Source organism: Dyella lutea (genome assembly GCF_024158035.1).
Taxonomy (GTDB): domain Bacteria; phylum Pseudomonadota; class Gammaproteobacteria; order Xanthomonadales; family Rhodanobacteraceae; genus Dyella_A; species Dyella_A lutea.
In genome coordinates this window covers 505,765-527,500 of the sequence record NZ_JAMZEK010000001.1, presented here as the reverse complement: position 1 = coordinate 527,500, position 21,736 = coordinate 505,765, and the positions used below count along the sequence as shown (strand labels likewise).

Genomic DNA, 21,736 nt, shown 5'->3' with positions numbered 1-21,736 from the left:
TTTCTGAAGGGTGATCCCAACATAAAACGTCATTGCTGACTTGTATGTTGGACCCTTGCATTGCTTGGACAGTCATCCCGTCCACTGCAAGGCGCCCACACAAGTCACCTGCGCACACTGTCAAAGATCAATCACTTGCGATCCGTTTCTCGAATCGCCCCGAAGCATTTCGCCTCAGGTGAGCCGCTCATTCTACATCGATTTTACTGTCCGTCAACACCTTCGTCACACTTGATTTCGAAGTTGTTGCCGCCCAGCCAGAAGTCGTCTTGGAAGAGAAGCGAGCCGCCTACTATACAACATTTTTCCGATCTGGCAACACGTCGAAGAGAAGTTCTTCGCGATGTGTTTCCGTTCGAAGCGATGTCGCCGCGGCGGGGGGCGCATAGTAGGCACGCCCCCCGGCATTGGCAAGCGTTTTCGCGAGGAAGTTGCTGCGGCGGACGCAAACCATTGTCCTGAAAAGCGTCACCCCTCCACGCGGCGGCGCCGCGGGAAGGTGATCACTCATGACACCTTAAGCAGCACGCGGGCGAAGTTGCGCTTGCCCACCTGCAGGACGCCTTCGAAGCCCGCAACGAACACCTGCTGGGGATCTTCGACCACCTGGGCGTCGATCTTGACCGCACGCTCCTTCAGCTTGCGATTGGCTTCCGAGTTGCTCGCCGTGAGGCCCGCGGCGGTGAGCAGCGCCGGCAACCTCAATCCATCGGCGGGGACGGCGATCTCGGAAAGCGGAAGCAACGACGTGTCTCCCTCACCCCGCACCACGGCGTGCCAGCCGGCAATGGCCTGTTCGGCGGCGGCCGCGTCGTGGAACCGGGTCGCCAGCTCACGTGCCAGGCGCAGCTTGGCATCGCGCGGGTTCAGGACGCCGCTGGCGACGTCCACCTTCATGCGAGCCATTTCCTCCAGCGACACCTCGAAGCTGAGCAGCTCGAACCAGCGCCACATCAGCTCGTCGCCGATCTTCATCGTCTTGGTAACGATATCGATCGCCGGCTCGTTGATACCGATGTAGTTGCCCAGGGACTTGGACATCTTGTTGACACCATCCAGCCCCTCCAGCAACGGCATCGTCAGCACGATCTGGGGCGGCTGCCCGTGGTGTTCCTGCAGTGCGCGCCCCATCAACAGGTTGAATTTCTGGTCGGTACCGCCGAGCTCGACGTCGCACTTCAACGCCACCGAATCGTAGCCCTGCACTAGCGGATACAGGAACTCGTGGATGGCGATCGGCTGCTGTCCCGCGTAGCGCTTGGCGAAGTCGTCGCGCTCGAGCATGCGGGCCACGGTGTGCTGCGCAGCCAGCTTGATCATGTCGGCCGCGGTCATCTGGCCGAACCACTCGGAATTGAAGCGCACCTCGGTGCGCTCCTTGTCCAGCACCTTGAAGACCTGGGATGCGTACGTTTCGGCGTTGGCGAGCACGTCTTCACGCGACAGCGGCCGGCGGGTGACGTTCTTGCCGGTGGGGTCGCCGATCATGCCGGTGAAGTCGCCGATCAGGAAAATCACCTGGTGACCCAGGTCCTGGAACTGGCGCATCTTGTTGAGCAGCACGGTGTGCCCGAGGTGGAGATCGGGCGCCGTCGGATCGAAACCCGCCTTGATCCGCAGCGGGCGACCCGCCTTGAGACGCTGCTCCAGCTCCTCGCGCTTGATGATCTCGTCCGCTCCGCGAGCGATGGTGGCCAGCGCCTGTTCCAACTCGTTCATGCAATCCTCGGATTTAGTTGTCTAGACAGCCACTCGAGTGACCGACTTCACAGGGGTGAAGTTAATTGTGCGTTAACCAAGAACCTAGCGCAAACCATTGATGGAAAAGGCGTTGACACCCTTTACACATGGCCGTTACGGTACCGGCCGGTCGCAGGTTTTCGGGTGGGGTCATGCATTATGAGTGAGGGGTCGCAGGTGGCGCACGCGGCGCGCAAGCAGGCTATTCGCCGCAAGGCGCAGCGCAGGCACTCCCACTTTTACGAGCGTTGCTCGCACTGGTCGTTCAACCGCAACGGCGAAGCCGAGCCGATCCGGTGGCATCGCGAGCGCTGGGTGCTCGCCGCCACTGCACTGTTGATCACGGCGCTGTCCGGCTTCCTGCTTCCCGCCTGGGCATCGGCCATGCGCACGCCGCCGGCCGCCGAAGCACACAGACTGCTGCCGCTGGCGTTGCCCAAGGCATCACCGGCAACGACACAGGCGCCGACCGTCGAGGACTGGCAGCGGGTCCAGGTCGAGCCGGGCCAGACACTTTCGGACATCTTCGCCAGCCAGGGTCTGAGCATGTCCGATCTGCAGCGGGTGATGGACGCCGCGGGTGACGCCCGTTCGGCGCTGCACAGCATCCGCCCGCACCAGGAATTCGACTTCCTGCTCGGTAGCGACGGCAGCCTGAAGGGCTTGCGCTTCGACCGCGACTCTGCAACCCGTGCGATGGTCCGCTTCGAAGACGGCACCGCCAAACTGACGCTGGAACCGCGCGACATGGATACGCGCGAACACGTCGCGCATGGCGTGATCGACAGCTCGCTCTACGCCGCCGCCTCCCGTGCCGGGATGAGCCCCGGCATGGTCGGCAAGCTGGCAGACCTGTTCAAGTACGACATCGATTTCGTGCAGGACCTGCGCGTCGGCGACAGCTTCACCGTCATCTACGACGACATCTACCGCGACGGCAGCTACTACACCGAAGGCGACATCGTCGCCGCCGAGTTCATCAACCAGGGCCATCGCTACACCGCCTACCGCTTCAAGAAGGCGGACGGCAACTACGGCTGGTTCAGCGAGGACGGCCGCCCGATCCAGAAGTCGTTCCTGCGCATCCCGGTCGATTTCACGCGCATCTCGTCCACCTTCAGCGCGGCACGCATGCACCCGATTCTTGGCCGCATGCGTGCGCACAAGGGCGTGGACTATGCCGCCCCCACGGGCACGCCGATCCATGCCGCGGGTGATGGTGTGATCAAGTTCCGTGGCTGGATGAACGGCTATGGCAACTTCGTGATCATCCAGCACAGCAAATCGATCAGTACCGCCTATGGCCACATGTCGCGGTTCGCAGCCGCCGAGCGCGTCGGCCAGCACGTGCGCCAGGGCCAGGTGATCGGCTACGTCGGAATGACCGGCCTGGCCACGGGTCCGCACCTGCACTACGAATTCCGTGTCAACGGCGTGCAGCGCAACCCGCAGACAGTGACGCTACCCAAGCCCGAGCCACTGCCGCAGGCCCAGCTCGCGAAGTTCGAAGCCCAGGTCGTGCGTCCGCAGCTGGCCCGCCTCAAGCAGGTGGACCAGAGCGTCAAGCTCGCGATGGCCAACAGCCGCCAGCACAGCGACGAATGACCCCTGCGTGGAACCCGCGGACTCGCTTTATCTCGGCCTGATCTCTGGCACCAGCGCCGACGGCATCGATGCGGCGCTGGTGAGTTTCGACGACGGCACGCCGTGTCTTCTGCTCGGACTGACCCACCCGTGGCCCGAGGAACTGCGCCAGCAGATCCTTGGCGTCGCGCAAGGGGAACTCCCGGTTGACCTAGACCAGCTCGGGCGACTGGATGTCGCCATGGGCTACGGCTTCGCCGAGGCGGCGAAACGCGTGCTGGACGCGGCCGGCGTGACGCCCGATCAGATCCGCGCGATCGGCTCGCATGGACAGACCCTGCGGCATCGGCCGACCGGCAGGCATCCCTTCACCCTGCAGCTTGGCGACGCCAGCGTGATCGCCGAACAATGCGGCATCGACGTCGTCGCCGACTTCCGTCGCGCCGATGTGGCCGCAGGTGGCCAGGGCGCGCCGCTGCTGCCGGCCATGCATGCCATGTTGCTCGGCCGGCCGGGGGAGGCCCGGGTGGTGCTCAACCTCGGCGGCATCGCCAACATCACCTGTCTCGGTGCCGATGGCAGCGTGCTCGGATTCGATACCGGCCCTGCCAATGGGCTGATGGATGCCTGGTGCGCTCGGCATCGCGGCGAGCCATTCGACCGGGACGGCCGGTTCGCCGGGGAAGGACGCTCGGATGAGGCGCTGCTGGACACCCTGCTCCAGGATCCCTATTTCGCGCTGGCACCGCCCAAGAGCACCGGCCGCGAACATTTCCACCTGGCCTGGCTCGATCACCAGCTGGCTGGGCGTGCGGTCGCACCCGCCGACGTACAGGCGACGTTGCTGGAACTGTCTGCGCGCAGCGCCGCCGATGCGATTGCCCGGCACGCGCCCGACACCCGGCGCGTGCTGGCCTGCGGCGGCGGCGTGCACAACCGCGCACTGATGGAGCGCCTCGCCGTGCGACTGGCACCGACCGAGTTGCAAAGCACCGCCAGCTACGGCGTGGATCCGGACTTCCTGGAGGCAATGGCGTTTGCCTGGCTGGCGCGGCAGCGGTTGCTGGGACGGCCCGGCAACCTGCCCGCGGTCACCGGTGCCCGCGGACCGCGCGTCCTCGGCGCCGTCTACTCCGCGTCCCGCTGAACGGGGCCGTGCTCTTCGTCGCCGAAGGGCGAGGCGGCGATACCGACCAGCTGGCTCGCGGGTGCCACCGACAACGCCTGGACGGCTTCGTGGAAGGCCGCACGCTCGGCAGCGTCCCAGTGGCCGCTGAGTACCACCGCATCGGCATCGATCAGGTTCTCGGAGAAGGCGACCCCGCCGTCGCTCATGCCCAGGCCGTGCCGGAGGGCATGCAGCACCACGTCATTGATCGACCAATGGCGTGACTTGGCCAGCGCCTTGATGCGCTCGGCCATCACGTTGTCGATATGGCGTACGACGAGATCCGGCATGGTCGCCACTCCGTGTCACGCATGCCCCCTGTGCGCCGGATGGTCGCACAAACCCGACGGCCGCTACCACGCGCCAGGCGCCGACGCGCGACTCAGCGCACGTCGTGGCCACCATCCCTGAAGCGTTTGCGGATCAGGGCGAACAGAACCACTGCCGGCACGATGCCCAGTACCGTGATGACGAAGAACCCGCCATAACCGACCGCCATAGCGATCTCGCCGGCGAAGAACCCCAGCACCTTGCCCGGCAGATTCACCAGCGAGCTCAGCAGCGCGTATTGCGTGGCCGTGTGCTCGCGGTTCACCAGTGAGGAAAGGAATGCCACTGTGGGCGGACCGAGCATGCCCAGGGTGAGGTTCTCGCCCGAGATCACCAGGGTGAGCATCCACAGGTTGCCGTAGTGCTGCATGAGCAGCAGATAGAGCAGGTTGCTAGTGCCGCACAGCACGACCATCACCGCCAGCGAGCGCCAGGCACCCCAGCGCGCCACCATCGCGCCGCCGACGAACACACCGACGATGCCGATCCACACGCCGTAGATCTTTGTGATCGCGCCGATCTGCGTCTTGCTGAAGCCCATGTCGCGGTAGAACGGGCTCATCACGCCACCGATGGTCGCCTGTTCCGGGATCTTGAACAGCAGGATGAAGGCGAGCGTGAGCAGCGCCAGCACAAAACCGTAGCGACGAAAGAAGTCGATGAACGGGTCGACCACGCCCAGCCGCATCGCATCCAGCCAGCGCGGGGGCGCTTGGCGCAATACCTCCGGCTCGCGTGCCGCCAGGGTCATGGCGATCGGCGGCAGCATGCACGCCGCCATGCCGACATAGATCGACGGCCAGGACACGTGGTGGTCGGCGACGATCAGCGCCAGAGCTCCGGCGGTGAGCAGGCCGATGCGGTAGCCCAGCGAATAAGTGGCCACCAGCGCACCCTGCGCCTCGATCGGTGCTATCTCGATGCGATAGGCATCGATGGCGATGTCCTGGGTGGCACCGAAGAACGCCACAATCAGCGTGGCAGCAATGAACACGGGCAGCCGCGCCGGCGTCAGCCAGGCCATCGCCAGCAGGCCGGCAGCGACCGCCAACTGCGCGAGCAACAGCCAGCCACGGCGCTGGCCGAGTTTGCGAAAGCCCGGCACGCGCCAGTGATCGAGCAGCGGCGCCCACAGGAACTTCAGCGCGTAGGTCATGCCGGCGCTGGCGATCATGGTGATCTCCGACAGCACCACGCCGCGCTCTTTCAGCCAGAAGGCCAGGGTGCCGGCAACCAGCAGGAACGGCAGTCCGGAGGAAAAACCGAACACCGCCATGGTCCCGGCGGCCGGCTGGGTGAAGGCCTGCCAGATCGAGGACCGCGGCGCTGCGGCGGCCGCCGGCTCAGTCGGCATAGTCGACCGTGTACGGCGCGTGGTCGGAAAAGCGCTGCTCGCGGTAGATCGAACAGTCGCGCAGACGGGCGCGCAGCGCGGGCGAGACGATCTGGTAGTCGATGCGCCAACCCACGTCGTTCTCCCGCGCGCGCCCGCGGTTGGACCACCAGGTGTAGTCCTCGCCCTCGGGCTTGAGCGTGCGATAGCTGTCCACCCAACCACGCTCGACCAGGCCATTGAGCCAGGCGCGCTCCTCCGGCAGGCAACCGGAGTTCTTCTGGTTGGACTTCCAGTTCTTGATGTCTTTTTCGCTGCGCACGATGTTCCAGTCGCCGCAGATCACGTACTGGCGATCGCTCTTCAGCCAGCCGTCGAAGATCGGTGCGATCCATTCCATGGCGCGGAACTTGAACTGCTGGCGCTCCTCGCCCGACGATCCTGACGGGAAATACAGCGACACCACCGAGAGCTTGCCGAAGCGCGCCTCGATGTAGCGGCCCTCGTTGTCGAACTCGTCCCAGCCCAGCTCGGTCAGTACGGCGTCCGGTTCGCGCCTGGCGTAGATCGCCACGCCGCTGTAGCCCTTCTTGCTGGTGGCATCGCGGTAGAAGCAGTGGTGCCCGTCGGGTCGGAACATCGGGTCGGTGAGCTGGTCCTCCTGCGCCTTGGTCTCCTGCAGGCAGACCACGTCGGCCTCCTGGGCGCGAAGCCAGGGAAACACCCCCTTGGTCGCCGCCGAACGGATGCCGTTGGCGTTGAGGCTGATGATGCGCATGCGTGCTCCTGCAGTCCGGCTTACGTACGGTCAAGCCGGCATCATAGCAACCGTTGCAGTGGCACTCCGGGGCCGGCTCCGGGCGTTACCATGACGCATTGCGTCGGCGTGGCCGCCGCATCCCCGACCCAGCAGACCGGAATTTCCCGTGCACGATTACCAGCGCGACTTCATCGACCTGACTCTTCAACGCGAGGTGCTGCGCTTCGGCGAGTTCACCCTCAAGTCCGGGCGGATCAGCCCGTACTTCTTCAACATGGGACGGATCGACTCCGGCGCCGCGCTGGCCCAGCTGGGTCGCGCCTATGCGGCGACCATCCAGGCCTCCGGCCTGACCGTGGACATGCTGTTCGGCCCGGCCTACAAGGGCATCGCGCTGGCCGCCGCCACCGCCATCGCGCTCGCCGAGCAGCATGGCCGCGACCTTCCCTGGGCGTACAACCGCAAGGAAGCCAAGGACCACGGTGAAGGCGGCAGCCTGGTCGGCGCGCCGCTGCAGGGTCGCGTGCTGATCGTCGACGACGTGATGACCGCGGGCACCGCCGTGCGCGAGTCGCTGGCGCTGATCCGCGCCGCCGGTGCCGAGCCGGCCGGCGTGCTGATCGCACTGGACCGGCAGGAGCGGGGCCAGGGCGAGCTGTCCGCGGCACAGGAATTGACGGCGGAGTTCGGCATTCCGGTGATCGCGATCACCCGGCTGGACGATGTGCTGGCTTACGCCGGCGAGCGGCCCTCACTCGCAGCCGAGCACGCGCGGCTGCTCGCCTATCGCGCCCGCTACGGCGTGACCGGCTAAGCGAAAAGCTCTGGCGGAGCCCACCGTACCGACCGGCGTGATCGCTATACTCCGCTCGATACGGAGGGGTTACATGCGCAAGTTCCTGATCGTTTCCGCCATGTTGTCGGTCGTCGTCAGCACCGCTGCCATCGCTCAGCAGAAGGGCAGTGCCGTGCAGTACCGCTGGCACGACGCGCATGGCCTGCTGCACTACAGCGACAGTCTTTCCGCCGACGCCATGGCCAATGGCTACGACATCGTCGACAGCCGCGGCATCGTCGTGCGCCACGTGGAGCGCCAGCTCACGGTGGAGGAGCGCGCCGCCGCAGAGAAACAGGCCGCCATCGCCGCCGCCAAGAAGCAGGCCGAAGACGAACAGCGTCGCAACGACGATCAGATGCTCGCGGCCTATCCGAACGAGCCGGACCTGGTGAGCATGCAGAAGGACGAGCTCAATTCGATCGACCAGCAGATCTCGACCACCCGCAAGAGCCTGGCCACGCAGGAACAGGCGCTGGCCGACCTGCTCGGGCGCGCCGGCGAGCTGGAGCGCACCAAGCAGCCCGTGCCCAAATACCTCAACGATCGAATCGCCACCCAGCGCGGGGTGGTCGGCTCGCAGCGCGCCCTGCTCGAGCGCCTGCAGCAGTCGTACGTCAACACGCAGCTGCGGCAGGAGGGCCAGCTCAGCCGGTATCGTGAGCTGAAAAAGCAGATCGCCGGCGACGACCCCGGCCACTGACCGTCCCGCTCAGAACGGCAGCTTCAGGCCGGGCTTCACCAGGAACAACTGCTCGCGGAAGACCTGCTGGATGCGTTTGAGCGCGGTCGGATTGTCCGCGTCGAAGCGCAGCACCAGGGTCGGCGTGGTATTCGACGCCCGCACGAGACCCCAGCCGTCCGGCCAGTCCGCGCGCACGCCATCGATGGTCACCAGCGTGGCGTCCGGGAAGCTGGCCTTCTCGCGGAAGGCATCCATGAAGCGCTTCTGCTCGCCCTCGGCCAGATCGATCTTCAGCTCCGGGGTGGATACGCCCTTCGGGCAGGTGGCGAAGATTTCGTCCGGGCTGCGGTCTTCCAGGTCGCCGGCGAGAATCTCCAGCAGCCGCGCGGCGGCATAGATGCCGTCGTCGAAACCGTACCAGCGCTCCTTGAAGAAGAAGTGGCCGCTCATCTCGCCGGCCAGCTCCGCGCCGGTCTCGCGCATCTTCGCCTTCATCAACGAGTGGCCGGTGCGCCACATCAGCGGGCTGCCGCCTGCATCCAGGATCTGGCCCTTCAGGTGCCCGGTGCACTTGACGTCGTAGATGATCGTGGCACCCGGCTGGCGCGCCAGCACGTCCCGCGCGAACAGCATCAGGACGCGGTCCGGGTAGACGATCTCGCCTTCGCGGGTCACCACGCCGAGACGATCGCCATCGCCATCGAACGCCAAACCGAGATCGGCACCGGTCTGTTTCACGGCGAGGATCAGGTCCTCGAGATTGGCCGGATCGGAAGGATCCGGATGGTGGTTCGGGAAGCTGCCGTCGACGTCGCAATACAGCGGCACCACTTCGCAGCCGATACCCTCCAGCACCTGCGGTGCGACCATGCCCGGGATGCCGTTGCCACAATCCACGACCACCTTGAGCATGCGCTCGGCCTGCACGTCCGAGGCGATCCGCTCGATGTAGTCGGGCACGACATCCAGGTTCCGGGAGCTGCCGTGCCCGTCGTCCGGCAGGTCGCCTTCGACGATGCGACGGTACAGGTCCTGGATCGCTGCCTCGGCCAGCGTCTGCCCGCCCAGGACGATCTTGAAGCCGTTGTACTCCGGCGGATTGTGGCTGCCGGTGACCGCCACGCCACACCCGGTGTTTAGCCGGAATGCCGCGTAATACACCACCGGCGTGGGCACCGCGCCGATATCGATGACATCGATGCCTGCCAGCTGCAGGCCTTCGGCCAAGGCCCCGGCCAGTTCCGGGCCGGAGTTGCGGCCGTCGCGGCCGACCACGATCTCGCGCAGCCCCTGCTCGCGCATCATGCCGCCGATCGCCTGGCCCAGCCGCTTGGCCACGGGGCGGTCCAGCGTCTTGCCGACCACGCCGCGCACATCGTAGGCGCGGAAGATCGACGGATCGATGGCCACCACTGGCGGGGGCGCCTTCGGCGGCGGTCCCTGAGGCGGCGGTGAAGGCGGCGGGATGGCCGGACGCACCCGCTCACGACGCGGTGGCAACGGGACATCCTCCACCGCTGGCTCGGCCGCCTCGCTGCCCGGGCTCCCTCCCCGCAAACGCAGCAGCCATACGCCCACCCCCAGACCGAGCAGGCTCAGCAACGCGGCGAGCGGCCATTGGCGCGGCAGCACGATGAAGGCCGCCGGCAACGCCGCCGTGACGCTGAACGCGCTGTTCGGCACCGGCTCGCCGCTATCTTCCTCGGGCACCGCCGATGCGTTTCCGTGCGAGAGCAGACCAAGGTCGGTGCGGTCGTCGCCCTGGCGCAGCTCGATGCGACCGCCGGCCGGAGATACCGCATCGAAGGCCCTGGCCACCGGCTCGAACGGCAATTCCACCCACGCCCAGGCGGCGGGGTGCTGCAGCGGACCGACCGGCATGGCGAACGAGACATGGCGCCCGTCACGTGCATTCACCGATTCCGCCAGGGCCGGGCCATCGATGCTTTGCGCGGCGATCAGCTGGGCGGCCTTGGCATAGCCGAACTCGCGATAGTTGGCGTGCAGCACTTCCCCCAGGGACGGACTGTAGAACTCCACCACCCGTGACCCGGGTACGGCCGCCTTCACCGACGCCACGGCAGCATTGGCGTCGGCCGCCAGCGTGGCGGGGTCGACCTTATCCAGCGCGTTACGGACCGCACGGCGCTGGCTGTCCAGCGCGGCCGACACGGCCCTGACGGCTGCGGCCTGGGCCTGATGGACGCGATCGTTGGCGTGTCCCTCGTTCGCGATCAGCCATGTTTGCCAGCCGGCAAACAAGCCGAGCACGACCAGCAGCGTGCCGGCGGCCAGCGGCAGCAGACGCCTCCAGTCGACCTCGGCCAGTGCGTTGGCCTTCCCCCAGCTCAAACCCATCCCCGCCCCCGCAGATCAGTTGATTCCGGTCGATCCGAAGCCGCCCTGCCCCCGTTCCGACGGTGCGAACTCTTCCACCACCCTCAGCCGTGCCTGTGCCACCGGCACGAGCAGCAGTTGTGCGATGCGGTCGCCCACCCCGATGGTGACCGGCCGGGTGCCGCGGTTCCAGCACGAAATCATCAGCGGCCCCTGGTAATCGGCATCGATGACGCCGACCAGGTTGCCCATCACCAGGCCCTGCTTATGCCCCAGGCCCGATCGCGGCACGATCAGCGCGCACCAGCCGGGATCGCCGATGTGGATCGCGAAGCCGCTCGGGACCAGCAGGGTCTCGCCCGGGGCGAGGGTGGCCGGAGCCTCCAGTGCCGCGCGCAGGTCCATGCCGGCGCTGCCCATGGTGGCCGGTTCCGGTAGCGGAATACTGTGGCCCAGTCGCGGATCGAGGATCTTCAGTTCGATGTCGATCACGCGCGCGCCCCCCGGAAGCGCTCGGCCACGCAGGCGACCAGTTCACGGGCCAATTCGGCCTTGCCGGCCCGCGGCAATTCGCGCGAACCGCCGTTCCAGTAGAGGGTGAGCGCGTTGTCGGCGGTCTCGAACCCCAGGCCTTCACCCACCTGGTTGGCGGCGATCATGTCGAGTTTCTTGCGACGCAGCTTGTCCTGCGCGTACGTCGCCACGTCGTGTGTCTCGGCGGCGAAACCGACCAGGAACGGATGCTCAGGCAACGCCGACAAGCTGGCGAGGATGTCCGGGTTTTCCGCCAGGGTCAGCACCAGGTCGGCACCGGCCTGCTTCTTCAGCTTGCACGGCGCCACTTGCTCCGGTCGATAGTCGCCGACGGCCGCCGCCGCAATGTAGATATCCGCGCCCGCCGAAGCCTCCAGCACCGCCGCATGCATCTGGGCCGCGCTGCGCACGTCGATGCGACGCGCCACGCCGGCAGGCGAGGTCAGGCTCACCGGGCCGGCCACCAGGGTGACCCGGGCGCCGGCCAGGACACAGGCTTCGGCCACGGCAAAGCCCATCTTTCCGGAACTGCGGTTGCCGATGAAGCGCACCGGGTCGATGTCTTCGTAGGTCGGGCCGGCACTGACCACCACGTGGCGCCCGGCCAGCAGGCCGTTGCCGAACGAGGCCGCCAACGCCTCGCGCAGTTCCAGCGGCTCGAGCATGCGCCCGGAGCCGATGTCGCCGCAGGCCTGCTCGCCGGCGGCCGGGCCCAGCACGGTCACTCCGCGCGAGCGCAGCGTCGCCAGGTTTGCCTGCACCGCCGGATGCGCCCACATCTGCTGGTTCATCGCCGGCGCCACCGACAGCGGGGCGGCGCTCGCCAGGCACAGCGTGGTCAGCAGATCGTCGGCCTGGCCGTGGGCGAGGCGGGCCAGCACATCGGCACTGGCCGGAGCGACGAGGATGCGCTCGGCCCAGCGCGCCAGCTCGATATGGCCCATCGCGGCCTCGGCCGACTCGTCCCACAGCGATACCCGCACCGGCGCGCCGGAGAGCGCCTGGAACGTGGTCGGGGTGACGAAATGCGTGGCCCCTTCGGTCATCACCACGCGCACCTCGGCGCCCACATCGCGCAGGCGACGGACCAGTTCGCAGGACTTGTAGGCGGCGATGCCGCCGGACACGCCCAGCAGGATGCGGCGGTGGGCAAGACTCATGGATGGGCCCGTGGTTTGTTAGGCCCGGTAGCTTACCGGAATCGCCCGCCGCGGCCCGCGCGGGCCGGGCGGACGATCGCGGTTGGGATTCACGCCTCGACGCGCGGATGCAACAGATCACCCAGGCCGATCCGCCGCAGCAGTTCCGCACGCACCCGGTCGGCCACGCCGTTGACCACTTCGGCGCCGTCCTGCGCCGGGTCGACGTGGACGCGGAATGGCCGGCGGCCGTACGGCGCATCGACCACCGCCACGATGGCTGCAGCGACCGCCTGCGGATCGGCATCGGCCGGCTCCAGCGCGGCCAGCCCGCGCAACGCGACGTCGGCGAGATCGGCCGTCGGCCCTTCGGCGTACGCTTTCGCCACGGCCGCATCCGACGGCTGGCCGGCATGGGCGAAATGGTGGGTGCCCTGGGTGAACGCGCCCGGCACGACGATGCTGCTCTCGATGCCCCAGCGCGCCAACTCGCCCGCGTAGCTCACCGCCAGCGCGTCCATGCCGGCCTTGGCGGCGAAGTACGGCGCCAGATACGGCGGTGTGCCACCGCGGGTGCTGGAGGAGGACACCCACAGCAACAGGCCTCGACCGCGCGACCGCAGATGCGGCAGCACGGCGCGGTTGACCCGCTGCGTGCCGAGCACGTTGGTGTCGTAGAGCGCGGCGAACTGCTCGGGGGTGAAGGCCTCGGCCGGCCCGTAGGCCATGTGCCCGGCGTTGTGCACGACCACGTCGAGTCGGCCCTGGATGGCGAGTATCGCCTCGATCGCCGCGTCCACCGACGACTGATCGGCGATATCCATCTCGATCGCATGCAGGTCCAGCCCCTCGCCGCTGGCGAGCTGCTGCAGGCGCTGCACGGCCGGGGCGTTGCGCCCATCGGTCTCGCGCATGCCGGCGTATACCGCATGGCCGGCCCGGGCCAGGGCGATGGCGCTCATCCAGCCGAAACCGCTGGAGGCACCGGTAATGACGATGACTTGCTTGATGGTCATGGCTGCGCTCCGGTCAGACCATGCCGCCGTTGGCGCGCAGCACCTGGCCGTTCACCCAGCCACCGTCCGGACCGGCCAGGAACGCCACCACGTCGGCGATGTCCTCCGGCGTGCCCAGGCGCTCCAGCGGTGCGGCCTTGGCCAGCTGCTCGACCAGCGCGTCCGGCTTGCCCTCGAGGAACAGCTCGGTGGCGGTCGGCCCCGGCGCCACCGCGTTGACGGTGATGCGCCGGCCGCGCAGCTCCTTCGCCAGGATCGGCGTCATCCCCTCCACCGCCGCCTTGCTCGCGACGTAGGCGCCGTAGGTGGGCAGCAGGGTGCCGACCAGGCTGGAGGAGAAATTGATGATGCGGCCGCCCTCGCGCAGGCGACGGCCCGCCTCGCGCATGGCGTTGAAGCTGCCCTTGAGGTTGATCGCGATGATGCGATCGAACTGGGCATCGTCCACGTCGACCAGCGGCGCCTGCTGCAGCACGCCAGCGTTGTTCACCAGCACGTCGACACCGCCGAACGCCGCTTCTGCGGCATCGAACATCCGCCGTACGGCAGCCGGGTCGGCCACGTCGGCCTGGGCGGTCAGCGCGCGGCCGCCGGCCGCTTCGATATCGGCCGCCACCGCGGCGGCGGCGCGGGCATCGCCGGCGTAGTTGACGACCACGGTGAAGCCGTCGCGCGCCAGACGACGGGCGATGGCGGCACCGATGCCGCGCGAGGCGCCGGTGACCAGGGCGACAGGGGAGGTGGGACTGGACATGGGCTTTCATCCTCTTGGCTGAGCCGGCGGATGCCGGTGGACAGAGGATGGTCTTTTCGTCACAGCGGATAATCTGCTTCAATCCGCCAACATTTTTCGGATGCTGGGAACAAATGTGGACAAGGTCGATGCCATGCGCCTGTTCACCCGGATCGTCGAGCGGCGCAGCTTCACCCGCGCCGCGCAGGACCTGGCCCTGCCCCGCTCCACCGTCACCGAGGTGATGCAGCGGCTGGAAGCGCGGCTGGGCGTGCGCCTGCTCGAGCGCACCACGCGGCAGGTGCGTCCCACCCTCGACGGCGAGGCGTACTACCAGCGCTGCATGGCCATCCTCGCCGAGATCGAGGAGGCCGAGGCCGCGTTCACCGGCGCCCGGCCCGCCGGCCTGCTGCGGGTGGACGTGCACGGCACCCTGGCGCAGTACTTCATGCTGCCCGACCTGCCTGGGTTCCTCGCACGCTACCCGGATATCCAGCTGCGGATCGGTGCCGGCGACCGCTACGTGGACCTGGTGCGCGAAGGTGTGGACTGCGTGCTGCGCGTCGGCCGTCCCGCCGACAACCGGATGGTCGGGCGGCAGATCGCCACGCTGGCGGAAGGCACTTTCGCCAGCCCCGCCTACCTGGCCCGGCACGGCACCCCGCGCTCGCCCGACGAACTGGACGGCCACCGCATGGTCGGCTTCGAATCCTCCGCCACCGGCGGCGTGCTGCCGCTGGAGTTCCGCCAGGACGGCTCGCTGCGCGAGATCACCTTGCCGCTGACGGTAAGCGCCACCGGGGCGGAGATGTACGTGGCGCTGGCGCGGCTGGGCCTGGGACTGGTGCAGGTGCCGCGTTACCGGGTGGAGGACGACCTGGCCCGTGGCAGCCTGGTCGAGGTGCTGGCCGAGTTCCCGCCGGAGCCGTCTCCGGTATACGTGCTTTACCCGCAGAACCGCCAGCTGTCGCCGCGGGTACGGGTGTTCATCGACTGGCTCTCCGCTGCGTTCGCCCAGCGCCTGTCCCCACCGCGCTGACCGTCCACGGCGCGGTCGACCCACAGCCCGAACCGTGCTTGCCCGATGGGCGCTGGCCACACCCCGCGGCAGGCTGATCGGATGAGCATCCGAGAATGGCCCGCCACCGAACGCCCCCGCGAGAAGCTGCTGGCCCGCGGCTGCGCCGCGCTCACCGACGCCGAACTGATCGCCGTGCTGCTGGGCAGCGGCATCCCGGGCACCGACGCGATCGCGCTGGGCCGGGGCCTGCTGCAGGACAACGGAGGACTCGCCTCCCTGCTTGGAGCTCCAGCGGAGGCCATCAGCCGGCGCGGTATCGGCCCGGCCAAGCGGGCGCGCCTGGTCGCCGCCCTGGAACTGGCCCGGCGCGCGCTGGGCGAGCAGTTGCGTGAGCGTCCGGCGCTCAGCAGTCCGCGGGACAGCGGGGATTATCTGCGTGCGCAGCTGCGCGATCGTCCCTACGAGGTGTTCGCCTGCCTGTACCTGGACAACCGACACCGCGTGCTGGGGTTCGAGGAACTGTTTCGCGGCACCGTCGACGGCGCCAGCGTGCATCCGCGCGAAGTCGTGCGCGCCTGCATCCGGCACAACGCCTGCGCGGTGATCTTCGCCCACAACCACCCCAGCGGCGTGGCCGAGCCCAGCGCGGCGGACCGCGCGATCACCCGGGAACTGCGGGACGCGCTCCAGCTGGTCGGAGTGCGGGTCCTGGACCATCTGGTGATCGGAGCCGGCACGCCGGTGTCGATGGCCGAACGTGGTCTGATCTGAGCGTCAGGGGACCCGAGCCAAAAAAAAAGGGCGATGCAGGCTCACGCCGCACCGCCCATGCCGTTTTTTTGGGGAGGGTGGAGAACACGGTATCTCCTGGCGCCCGACGACTCCGGGGAGGATAGGTCGTCGAGCACGGGACGCAGTGTGGCGGCGCCGCATGACAGGGGCGTGACGCTGGCGCGTCGTGCACGGGACAACGCAGGTACGCGGAAAGTTATGCACATTTCGCCAGGAAGGGCATTTGCGGGACCAACATGACTCGCAAGCAAGATACTTGCTTCAAGATATTGAAATTGATATATTTTTGTGCATTCGTCGCAGTGAAATCAGCATAAGGGCCCAGCTGGGCCGACAAGCGTGTCACCTTTCCCACAGAGTTATCCACAGGCTTGCTCCCGCACCGCATCAGGACCGCTCCGGGCTGCCGCTCAGCCTTGCTCTGTTAACATTGCCGGTCCAACTGCTTGCCGACCCCGACCCGTGAAAGATCAGCTGCGCGCCCTGCTGCTGCAGGCCCTCGACCGCCTGCGCACCGACTCCATCCTTCCCGCCGATCTCGTGATCCCGCATTTCGTGATCGAGCGTGCGCGCAGCCGCGAGCACGGCGATTTCGCCACCAATCTGGCGATGCTGCTGGCCAAGCCGGCCCGCGCCAAGCCGCGCGAGCTGGCAGAGAAGCTGGTCGCCGCGATGCCGGCCAATGCGCTGGTGGCGAAGGTGGAGATCGCCGGTCCTGGCTTCATCAACTTCTTCCTCGCCGCCGAGGCGTACCACGCCGAAGTGCGGCGGATCTTCGCCGAGGGTGACGCCTACGGCCGCAATAGCAGCGGCGGTGGCAGGGTCGCCGGCGTGGAGTTCGTCTCGGCCAACCCGACCGGTCCGCTGCACGTCGGCCACGGTCGCGCCGCGGCAATCGGCGACTGCATCAGCCGCCTGCTCGATGCCACCGGCTGGGACGTCAAGCGCGAGTTCTACTACAACGATGCCGGTGTGCAGATCGCCAACCTGGCCGTCTCCACCCAGGCGCGCGCGCGCGGCCTCGCCCCCGGCGACGCCGGCTGGCCGGAAGACGGTTACCGCGGCGACTACATCGCCGATGTGGCCAGGGCCTACCTGGCCGGCGACAGCGTCACTGCCGACGGCCACACGGTGGTCGGCGCAAAGGATCCGGACAACCTCGATGCGATCCGCCAGTTCGCCGTCGCCTACCTGCGCCACGAGCAGGACCTGGACCTGAAGGCCTTCGGCGTCGCCTTCGAAGTGTATTTCCTGGAGTCCTCGCTGTATGCCGACGGCAAGGTGGACGAGACCGTGCGCGAGCTCATCGCCCATGGCCACACCTACGAGGAAGGTGGCGCGCTGTGGCTGCGCTCGACCGACTTCGGCGACGACAAGGACCGCGTGATGCGCAAGTCCGACGGCACCTATACCTACTTCGTGCCGGACGTCGCCTACCACCGCTCCAAGTGGCAGCGCGGCTACGAGCGCGCGATCACCGAACTTGGCTCGGACCACCACGGCTCGCTGGCCCGCGTGAAGGCCGGCCTGCAGGCGCTGGACGTCGGCATTCCGAAGAACTGGCCCGAGTACGTGCTGCACCAGATGGTCACGGTGATGAAGGGCGGCGAGGAGGTGAAGATCTCCAAGCGCGCCGGCAGCTACGTGACCCTACGCGACCTGATCGACGAGGTCGGCCGCGACGCCACACGCTACTTCCTGATCGCCCGCAAGGGCGACTCGCAGCTGGTGTTCGACATCGACCTGGCCCGTTCGCAGACCAACGACAACCCGGTCTACTACATCCAGTACGCCCACGCCCGCGTGTGCAGCGTGCTGCGCCAGGCCGCGGAGAAGGGCCTGGCCGTGGATCTGGACGCCGGCCTGGCACACCTGGCGCGGCTGGACAGCGAGCACGAGCAGGTGCTGCTGACCGAGCTGTCGAAGTACCCGGAAATGGTCGAGGCGGCGGCCGAGCACCTCGAACCGCACCTGGTCGCCGGCTGGCTGCGCGAGCTGGCCAACGCATTCCACGCCTACTACAACGCGCACCAGTTCCTGGTCGAGGATGCCGACCTGCGCAACGCCCGGCTGGCGCTGTCGGTGGCCACCCGCCAGGTGCTGAGGAACGGTCTGGACCTGCTGGGCCTGAGCGCCCCGGAGAGCATGTAAATGGCAGCACGCAAGGGCAAGGGCCGGCAGGCCGTCCGCCACAAGAAGGGCGGCATCCCGGGTTGGGCGATCCTCGCCGTGGGCATCCTCGGCGGTGCCCTGCTGATGGTGATGCTGATGCGCAAGTCGCTGCTGCCGATGGCGCCGACCGGGCCGCAACCCAACCCGCAGGCCACCGCCCAGCGCGGCAGCGACCCGGGCGCGGTGGCGCCGGGCAGCGCCGCCACGACGCCGAAGAAGCCGCAGTACGACTTCTATTCGCTGCTGTCGGAGAAGGAAGTGCGCATCCCCGACTCGGTGATCAGCGCGCAGGCCCGTGCCGAGCAGCAGAAGCAGCAGCAGGCGCGTGAGGCCGCGGCCGCCCAGATCGCCGCCCAGCAGCAGGCCAGCGTGCCCCCGCCGCCGCCCGGCGTGACACGCGAGAACATCACCGCCGCGCCGGCCGCCGCCGTACAGGCACCGGCCGCGGGCAGCGGGTACCTGCTGCAGGTCGGCGCGTTCCCGAATGCCGCCGACGCGGAGAGCCTGAAGGCGCGACTGGCGCTGCAGGGCTTCGTGGCCAACGTGCAGTCGGTCAACGTGGGCGGCCAGGTGTTCCATCGCGTGCGGCTGGGGCCGTTCCGGTCGGCCACCGAACTGGAATCGGCCAAGCAGCGGCTGGCGAACGCCGGCATCAACGCGATCGCCCTAAAGGAAGGCCACTGAGCCCCGTGTCCCTGCGAGACCCCGACATGAGCATGAAGACCGCCCTGATCACCGGCGCCACCTCCGGCTTCGGCGCCGCCGCCGTGGACCGCTTCGTTGCCGGCGGCTGGCGCGTGGTCGCCACCGGCCGTCGCTCTGACCGCCTGCAGAAGCTGGTCGACAAGCACGGGGCCGACCGCGTCCACGCGCTGGCCTTCGACATGCGCGACGAAGCCGCGATGCGCAAGGCGATCGCCGGCCTGCCCACCGCGTTCGCCGGCATCGACCTGCTGGTCAACAACGCCGGCCTGGCGCTGGGCACCGTGCCGGCGCAGCGGGCGGACCTCGCGCAGTGGAAACAGATGATCGACACCAACGTCACCGCGCTGGTCACGATCACCCACCTGCTGCTGCCCACGCTGATCGAGCGCCGCGGCGCGATCGTCAACATCAGCTCGATCGCCGGCAGCTACCCGTACATGGGCGGCAACGTCTACGGCGGCAGCAAGGCCTTCGTCAGCCAGTTCACGCAGAACCTGCGCACCGACCTGCACGGCACCGGGGTGCGGGTGAGCTCGATCGAACCGGGCATGGCCGAGACCGAGTTCACCCTGGTGCGCACCGGCGGCGACCAGGCCGCCTCGGACAAGCTTTACGCGGGCGTCGACCCGATCACCGCGCAGGACATCGCCGAATCGATCTGGTGGATCGCCACCCTGCCGCCGCACCTCAACATCAACCGGCTGGAAGTGATGCCGGTGAACCAGTCGGCGGCCGGCCTGCAGGTGCATCGCAACGCCTGATATCGTCCGTAAGAGCGCACCCTCACCCTGTGCGCGACGCTCTCCTTCACGTGACCAAAGGCATCGCGCACAGGGTGCGCTCCTACAAGCGATGCACGTCGTGGGTCACGAACGGATGCTGGGCATCGGGGTAATCCAGCCAGTGCGGCTGCGCCAGCGTGTGGCGCATGTCCTCCAGCCCGGCGCGCCAGTGGCGACGCATGCTGTTGGCGCTGAACTCGTAGTCCTTGTAGTGCCCTTCGTACGGCTTGTCGCGGTAGATCAGGTGCACCAGGTTGGTCAGCGCGCCGGATGAGCGCGCCTGCGCGCGCAGATAGGCCGGATCGTCGCGGCGGGACTCGGGGACCAGCGCCATCAGGTCGTGCAGCAGGCGCTGGTGCTCGTGCTCGCGCGCCATGTACTCGGTGACCAGGCGGGTGCGGCTGGAGAACTGGATGTCCTTGCTGCGCGAGGCGACCTGCGGCAGGTCGTGCGGCAACTCGCCGGTCGCGCTCCACAGGTCGACCTGGAAGATCAACGCGTCGTGGGCCGGGCGGTCGCACAGCACCTTGTACAGCGGCGTGTTGGAGACCATGCCGCCGTCCCAGTAGAACTCGCCGTCGATCTCCACCGCCGGAAAGCCCGGCGGCAGCGCACCGGAAGCCATGAAGTGCTCGGCGCGAAGGATCTGCCGGGTGCTGTCGAAATACTCGAAGTTGCCGTTGCGCACGTTCACCGCGCCGACCGAGACGCGGATCGTGCGCGGGTCGTTGATCCGGTCGAAATCGACCAGTCGCTCCAGCGTGCTGCGCAGCGGTGCGGTGTCGTACCAGCTGGCCAGGTGCGGTCCGCGTCTCCACGGCGCCAGCGGCGGGATCGGCATGCGCGGCAGGAAGAAGCCGGCCTGGCCCTCCAGCAGCGCGCGCATCGCCGCCATGCCGCTGAGGCCGTGCTGCAGCGGCAGCGGCCACGGCAGGTCATCGAACTCCGGCGCTGCCAGCGGTGCCGGCAGGAACGGCGGCTTGCAGATGGTCTTCCAGAACTCGCGCAGCTTCGCCACGCGGTGCTCAGGCGCGTTGCCGGCGATCACCGCCGCGTTCAACGCGCCGATGGAAATCCCTGCCACCCAGTTCGGCAGGCGACCGCTGGCATGCAGGCCTTCGTAGACACCGGCCTGGTAGGCACCCAGGGCGCCGCCGCCCTGCAGGACCAGGGCGACGGTGGGGTATTCGCGCGGCGCGGTATCGGCCTTGCGCGAGGCGACCGACGATTTGCCTGCGCGCAGCTTGGAAGTGGGCTTGCTCATGACGTACTCCTCAGGCCGCCGGTTCGGCCAGGTAGTCGTGCACCACCTCGCCCAGCGCCAGGGTCAGGTCGCAGACGAAATGCAGCGCCGATTCAACCTTCAGCACCGGCAGGTCGGCCACCGGCGCCAGCGCGTGCGGATGCAGTTCCAGCGAGGCTGGCCCGGTCCAGGCGCCCTTCAGCGTGATCTCGGTGGTGAAATAGCGCACCAGCTCGCAGATGCGCGGCGTGCCGTCGACGTGCGGGATGATCTTGAGCAGGAAATTCGGCGCCTGCAGCGCCGCCATCACCGCGGCATGGTCGGCCGGACGGTGCTTGTAGCCCATGGTCGCCTTGGCCACGCGCACCTTGCCGTAGTCCAGCGTGCCGACCAGGGTGTCGGTCTCCACCTCCAGCTCGGGCGAGGCCAGTTTCTTCGGGAAACCCCAGAGCTCGCGCCCGCCGGCGATCGGCGGATGGTCGTTGAGGTACATCGAGTGCACGTAGCCGCCGTGCACGCCCTGGAAACGCACCGGGATCACCTGCCCGCTCTCGGTGTAGTCGCCGAAGCCGGTGGAGTCCGGCATGCGGATGAACTCGTACTTCACCAGCGGCTCGGTCACCTCCAGCGGCTCGGGTACCACCGCGCGCAACGCATCGAGGTCGGTGCGATAGGTGATGACCAGGAATTCGCGATTGACGAAACGGTAGGGGCCCGGCGGGAACGCCGGACTGGTCAGCGGCATGGCGAACGCGTTCGCCCGGACATCGGCCTGCTTCATGCGTGATCACTCCATCGAAAACACTGCACAAGGGCACGACGCAGCA

At 67.9% G+C, this 21,736-nt stretch carries 20 protein-coding genes; 9 read left to right on the top strand and 11 right to left on the bottom strand.

Annotated elements, in window-relative coordinates; all coding sequences use genetic code 11:
• Positions 1-507: 507 nt before the first annotated feature.
• Positions 508-1,719, bottom strand: a complete 1,212-nt coding sequence (gene tyrS / locus NC595_RS02415) for a tyrosine--tRNA ligase (protein WP_253564691.1) — start codon at positions 1,717-1,719, stop codon at positions 508-510.
• A gap of 180 nt (positions 1,720-1,899) precedes the next feature.
• Between tyrS and NC595_RS02410 the strand changes: the two genes are divergently transcribed.
• Both NC595_RS02410 and NC595_RS02405 read left to right on the top strand, forming a co-directional pair.
• Entirely contained in the window at positions 1,900-3,345 is a 1,446-nt protein-coding gene (locus NC595_RS02410; protein ID WP_253564690.1) for an OapA family protein, read from the top strand.
• A gap of 7 nt (positions 3,346-3,352) precedes the next feature.
• Positions 3,353-4,471 (top strand): anhydro-N-acetylmuramic acid kinase, encoded by a 1,119-nt coding sequence (locus NC595_RS02405; RefSeq protein ID WP_253564689.1) that lies wholly within the window; start codon positions 3,353-3,355, stop codon positions 4,469-4,471.
• Here NC595_RS02405 and NC595_RS02400 read toward each other — a convergent pair.
• The 3 genes from NC595_RS02400 to NC595_RS02390 all read right to left on the bottom strand — a co-directional run bounded on the left by NC595_RS02400 (position 4,453) and on the right by NC595_RS02390 (position 6,933).
• The gene (locus tag NC595_RS02400; RefSeq protein ID WP_253564688.1) at positions 4,453-4,782 is read right to left on the bottom strand and encodes a hypothetical protein; all 330 of its coding nucleotides are present in this window, start codon (positions 4,780-4,782) and stop codon (positions 4,453-4,455) included. The two genes, NC595_RS02405 and NC595_RS02400, sit on opposite strands and share 19 nt — an antisense overlap.
• Before the next feature lie 92 nt (positions 4,783-4,874).
• Positions 4,875-6,176, bottom strand: coding sequence for an AmpG family muropeptide MFS transporter (locus NC595_RS02395; RefSeq protein ID WP_253564687.1), 1,302 nt, complete (start codon positions 6,174-6,176; stop codon positions 4,875-4,877).
• Positions 6,166-6,933 carry an exodeoxyribonuclease III gene (locus tag NC595_RS02390; protein ID WP_253564686.1) on the bottom strand — a complete coding sequence of 256 codons (768 nt, stop codon included), beginning with the start codon at positions 6,931-6,933 and terminating at the stop codon, positions 6,166-6,168. The genes NC595_RS02395 and NC595_RS02390 overlap by 11 nt, the downstream gene beginning before the upstream one ends.
• A gap of 148 nt (positions 6,934-7,081) precedes the next feature.
• Here NC595_RS02390 and pyrE point away from each other — a divergent pair, with 148 nt between their 5' ends.
• Both pyrE and NC595_RS02380 read left to right on the top strand, forming a co-directional pair.
• Positions 7,082-7,729 (top strand): orotate phosphoribosyltransferase, encoded by a 648-nt coding sequence (gene pyrE / locus NC595_RS02385; protein ID WP_253564685.1) that lies wholly within the window; start codon positions 7,082-7,084, stop codon positions 7,727-7,729.
• Between the two features lie 73 nt (positions 7,730-7,802).
• A complete protein-coding gene (locus NC595_RS02380) occupies positions 7,803-8,453 on the top strand; it encodes a DUF4124 domain-containing protein (protein WP_253564684.1) in 651 nt (216 codons plus the stop codon).
• A gap of 9 nt (positions 8,454-8,462) precedes the next feature.
• Here NC595_RS02380 and NC595_RS02375 read toward each other — a convergent pair whose 3' ends face one another.
• From NC595_RS02375 to NC595_RS02355, 5 genes are all read right to left on the bottom strand, one after another.
• Entirely contained in the window at positions 8,463-10,793 is a 2,331-nt protein-coding gene (locus NC595_RS02375; protein WP_253564683.1) for a phosphomannomutase/phosphoglucomutase, read from the bottom strand.
• Between the two features lie 15 nt (positions 10,794-10,808).
• A complete protein-coding gene (gene dut / locus NC595_RS02370) occupies positions 10,809-11,264 on the bottom strand; it encodes a dUTP diphosphatase (protein ID WP_253564682.1) in 456 nt (151 codons plus the stop codon).
• Positions 11,261-12,466, bottom strand: coding sequence for a bifunctional phosphopantothenoylcysteine decarboxylase/phosphopantothenate--cysteine ligase CoaBC (gene coaBC / locus NC595_RS02365; RefSeq protein ID WP_253564681.1), 1,206 nt, complete (start codon positions 12,464-12,466; stop codon positions 11,261-11,263). Before coaBC ends, dut begins: the two co-directional genes overlap by 4 nt.
• Positions 12,467-12,555: 89 nt before the next feature.
• A complete protein-coding gene (locus NC595_RS02360; RefSeq protein ID WP_253565680.1) occupies positions 12,556-13,455 on the bottom strand; it encodes an SDR family oxidoreductase in 900 nt (299 codons plus the stop codon).
• A 19-nt stretch (positions 13,456-13,474) separates the two neighbouring features.
• Positions 13,475-14,215, bottom strand: a complete 741-nt coding sequence (locus tag NC595_RS02355; RefSeq protein WP_253564680.1) for an SDR family oxidoreductase — start codon at positions 14,213-14,215, stop codon at positions 13,475-13,477.
• Between the two features lie 115 nt (positions 14,216-14,330).
• Between NC595_RS02355 and NC595_RS02350 the strand changes: the two genes are divergently transcribed.
• The 5 genes from NC595_RS02350 to NC595_RS02330 all read left to right on the top strand — a co-directional run bounded on the left by NC595_RS02350 (position 14,331) and on the right by NC595_RS02330 (position 19,645).
• Positions 14,331-15,233, top strand: a complete 903-nt coding sequence (locus NC595_RS02350; protein WP_253565679.1) for a LysR family transcriptional regulator — start codon at positions 14,331-14,333, stop codon at positions 15,231-15,233.
• Between the two features lie 81 nt (positions 15,234-15,314).
• A complete protein-coding gene (gene radC, locus NC595_RS02345) occupies positions 15,315-15,986 on the top strand; it encodes a RadC family protein (protein ID WP_425493053.1) in 672 nt (223 codons plus the stop codon).
• Between the two features lie 483 nt (positions 15,987-16,469).
• Positions 16,470-18,158: an arginine--tRNA ligase gene (gene argS, locus NC595_RS02340; RefSeq protein WP_253564678.1), complete on the top strand. Its 1,689-nt coding sequence runs from the start codon at positions 16,470-16,472 to the stop codon at positions 18,156-18,158.
• Positions 18,159-18,863 carry an SPOR domain-containing protein gene (locus NC595_RS02335; RefSeq protein WP_253564677.1) on the top strand — a complete coding sequence of 235 codons (705 nt, stop codon included), beginning with the start codon at positions 18,159-18,161 and terminating at the stop codon, positions 18,861-18,863.
• Between the two features lie 26 nt (positions 18,864-18,889).
• Entirely contained in the window at positions 18,890-19,645 is a 756-nt protein-coding gene (locus NC595_RS02330; protein ID WP_253564676.1) for an SDR family NAD(P)-dependent oxidoreductase, read from the top strand.
• A gap of 82 nt (positions 19,646-19,727) precedes the next feature.
• On the opposite strand, the gene NC595_RS02325 is transcribed toward NC595_RS02330, so the two are convergent.
• Both NC595_RS02325 and NC595_RS02320 read right to left on the bottom strand, forming a co-directional pair.
• Positions 19,728-20,930 (bottom strand): patatin-like phospholipase family protein, encoded by a 1,203-nt coding sequence (locus NC595_RS02325; RefSeq protein ID WP_253564675.1) that lies wholly within the window; start codon positions 20,928-20,930, stop codon positions 19,728-19,730.
• A 10-nt stretch (positions 20,931-20,940) separates the two neighbouring features.
• Entirely contained in the window at positions 20,941-21,690 is a 750-nt protein-coding gene (locus NC595_RS02320; RefSeq protein WP_253564674.1) for an acetoacetate decarboxylase, read from the bottom strand.
• Positions 21,691-21,736: the final 46 nt, after the last annotated feature.

What these genes read in the sequence shown, in the direction of transcription:
- NC595_RS02390 (WP_253564686.1), bottom strand. Translation starts at nt 6,933, where the DNA reads ATGCGCATCATCAGCCTCAACGCCAACGGCATCCGTTCGGCGGCGACC.
- NC595_RS02335 (WP_253564677.1), top strand. Translation starts at nt 18,159, where the DNA reads ATGGCAGCACGCAAGGGCAAGGGCCGGCAGGCCGTCCGCCACAAGAAG.
- NC595_RS02375 (WP_253564683.1), bottom strand. Translation starts at nt 10,793, where the DNA reads ATGGGTTTGAGCTGGGGGAAGGCCAACGCACTGGCCGAGGTCGACTGG.
- NC595_RS02410 (WP_253564690.1), top strand. Translation starts at nt 1,900, where the DNA reads ATGAGTGAGGGGTCGCAGGTGGCGCACGCGGCGCGCAAGCAGGCTATT.
- NC595_RS02395 (WP_253564687.1), bottom strand. Translation starts at nt 6,176, where the DNA reads ATGCCGACTGAGCCGGCGGCCGCCGCAGCGCCGCGGTCCTCGATCTGG.
- NC595_RS02355 (WP_253564680.1), bottom strand. Translation starts at nt 14,215, where the DNA reads ATGTCCAGTCCCACCTCCCCTGTCGCCCTGGTCACCGGCGCCTCGCGC.
- NC595_RS02380 (WP_253564684.1), top strand. Translation starts at nt 7,803, where the DNA reads ATGCGCAAGTTCCTGATCGTTTCCGCCATGTTGTCGGTCGTCGTCAGC.
- NC595_RS02330 (WP_253564676.1), top strand. Translation starts at nt 18,890, where the DNA reads ATGAGCATGAAGACCGCCCTGATCACCGGCGCCACCTCCGGCTTCGGC.
- tyrS (WP_253564691.1), bottom strand. Translation starts at nt 1,719, where the DNA reads ATGAACGAGTTGGAACAGGCGCTGGCCACCATCGCTCGCGGAGCGGAC.
- radC (WP_425493053.1), top strand. Translation starts at nt 15,315, where the DNA reads ATGAGCATCCGAGAATGGCCCGCCACCGAACGCCCCCGCGAGAAGCTG.
- coaBC (WP_253564681.1), bottom strand. Translation starts at nt 12,466, where the DNA reads ATGAGTCTTGCCCACCGCCGCATCCTGCTGGGCGTGTCCGGCGGCATC.
- NC595_RS02320 (WP_253564674.1), bottom strand. Translation starts at nt 21,690, where the DNA reads ATGAAGCAGGCCGATGTCCGGGCGAACGCGTTCGCCATGCCGCTGACC.
- NC595_RS02325 (WP_253564675.1), bottom strand. Translation starts at nt 20,930, where the DNA reads ATGAGCAAGCCCACTTCCAAGCTGCGCGCAGGCAAATCGTCGGTCGCC.
- NC595_RS02400 (WP_253564688.1), bottom strand. Translation starts at nt 4,782, where the DNA reads ATGCCGGATCTCGTCGTACGCCATATCGACAACGTGATGGCCGAGCGC.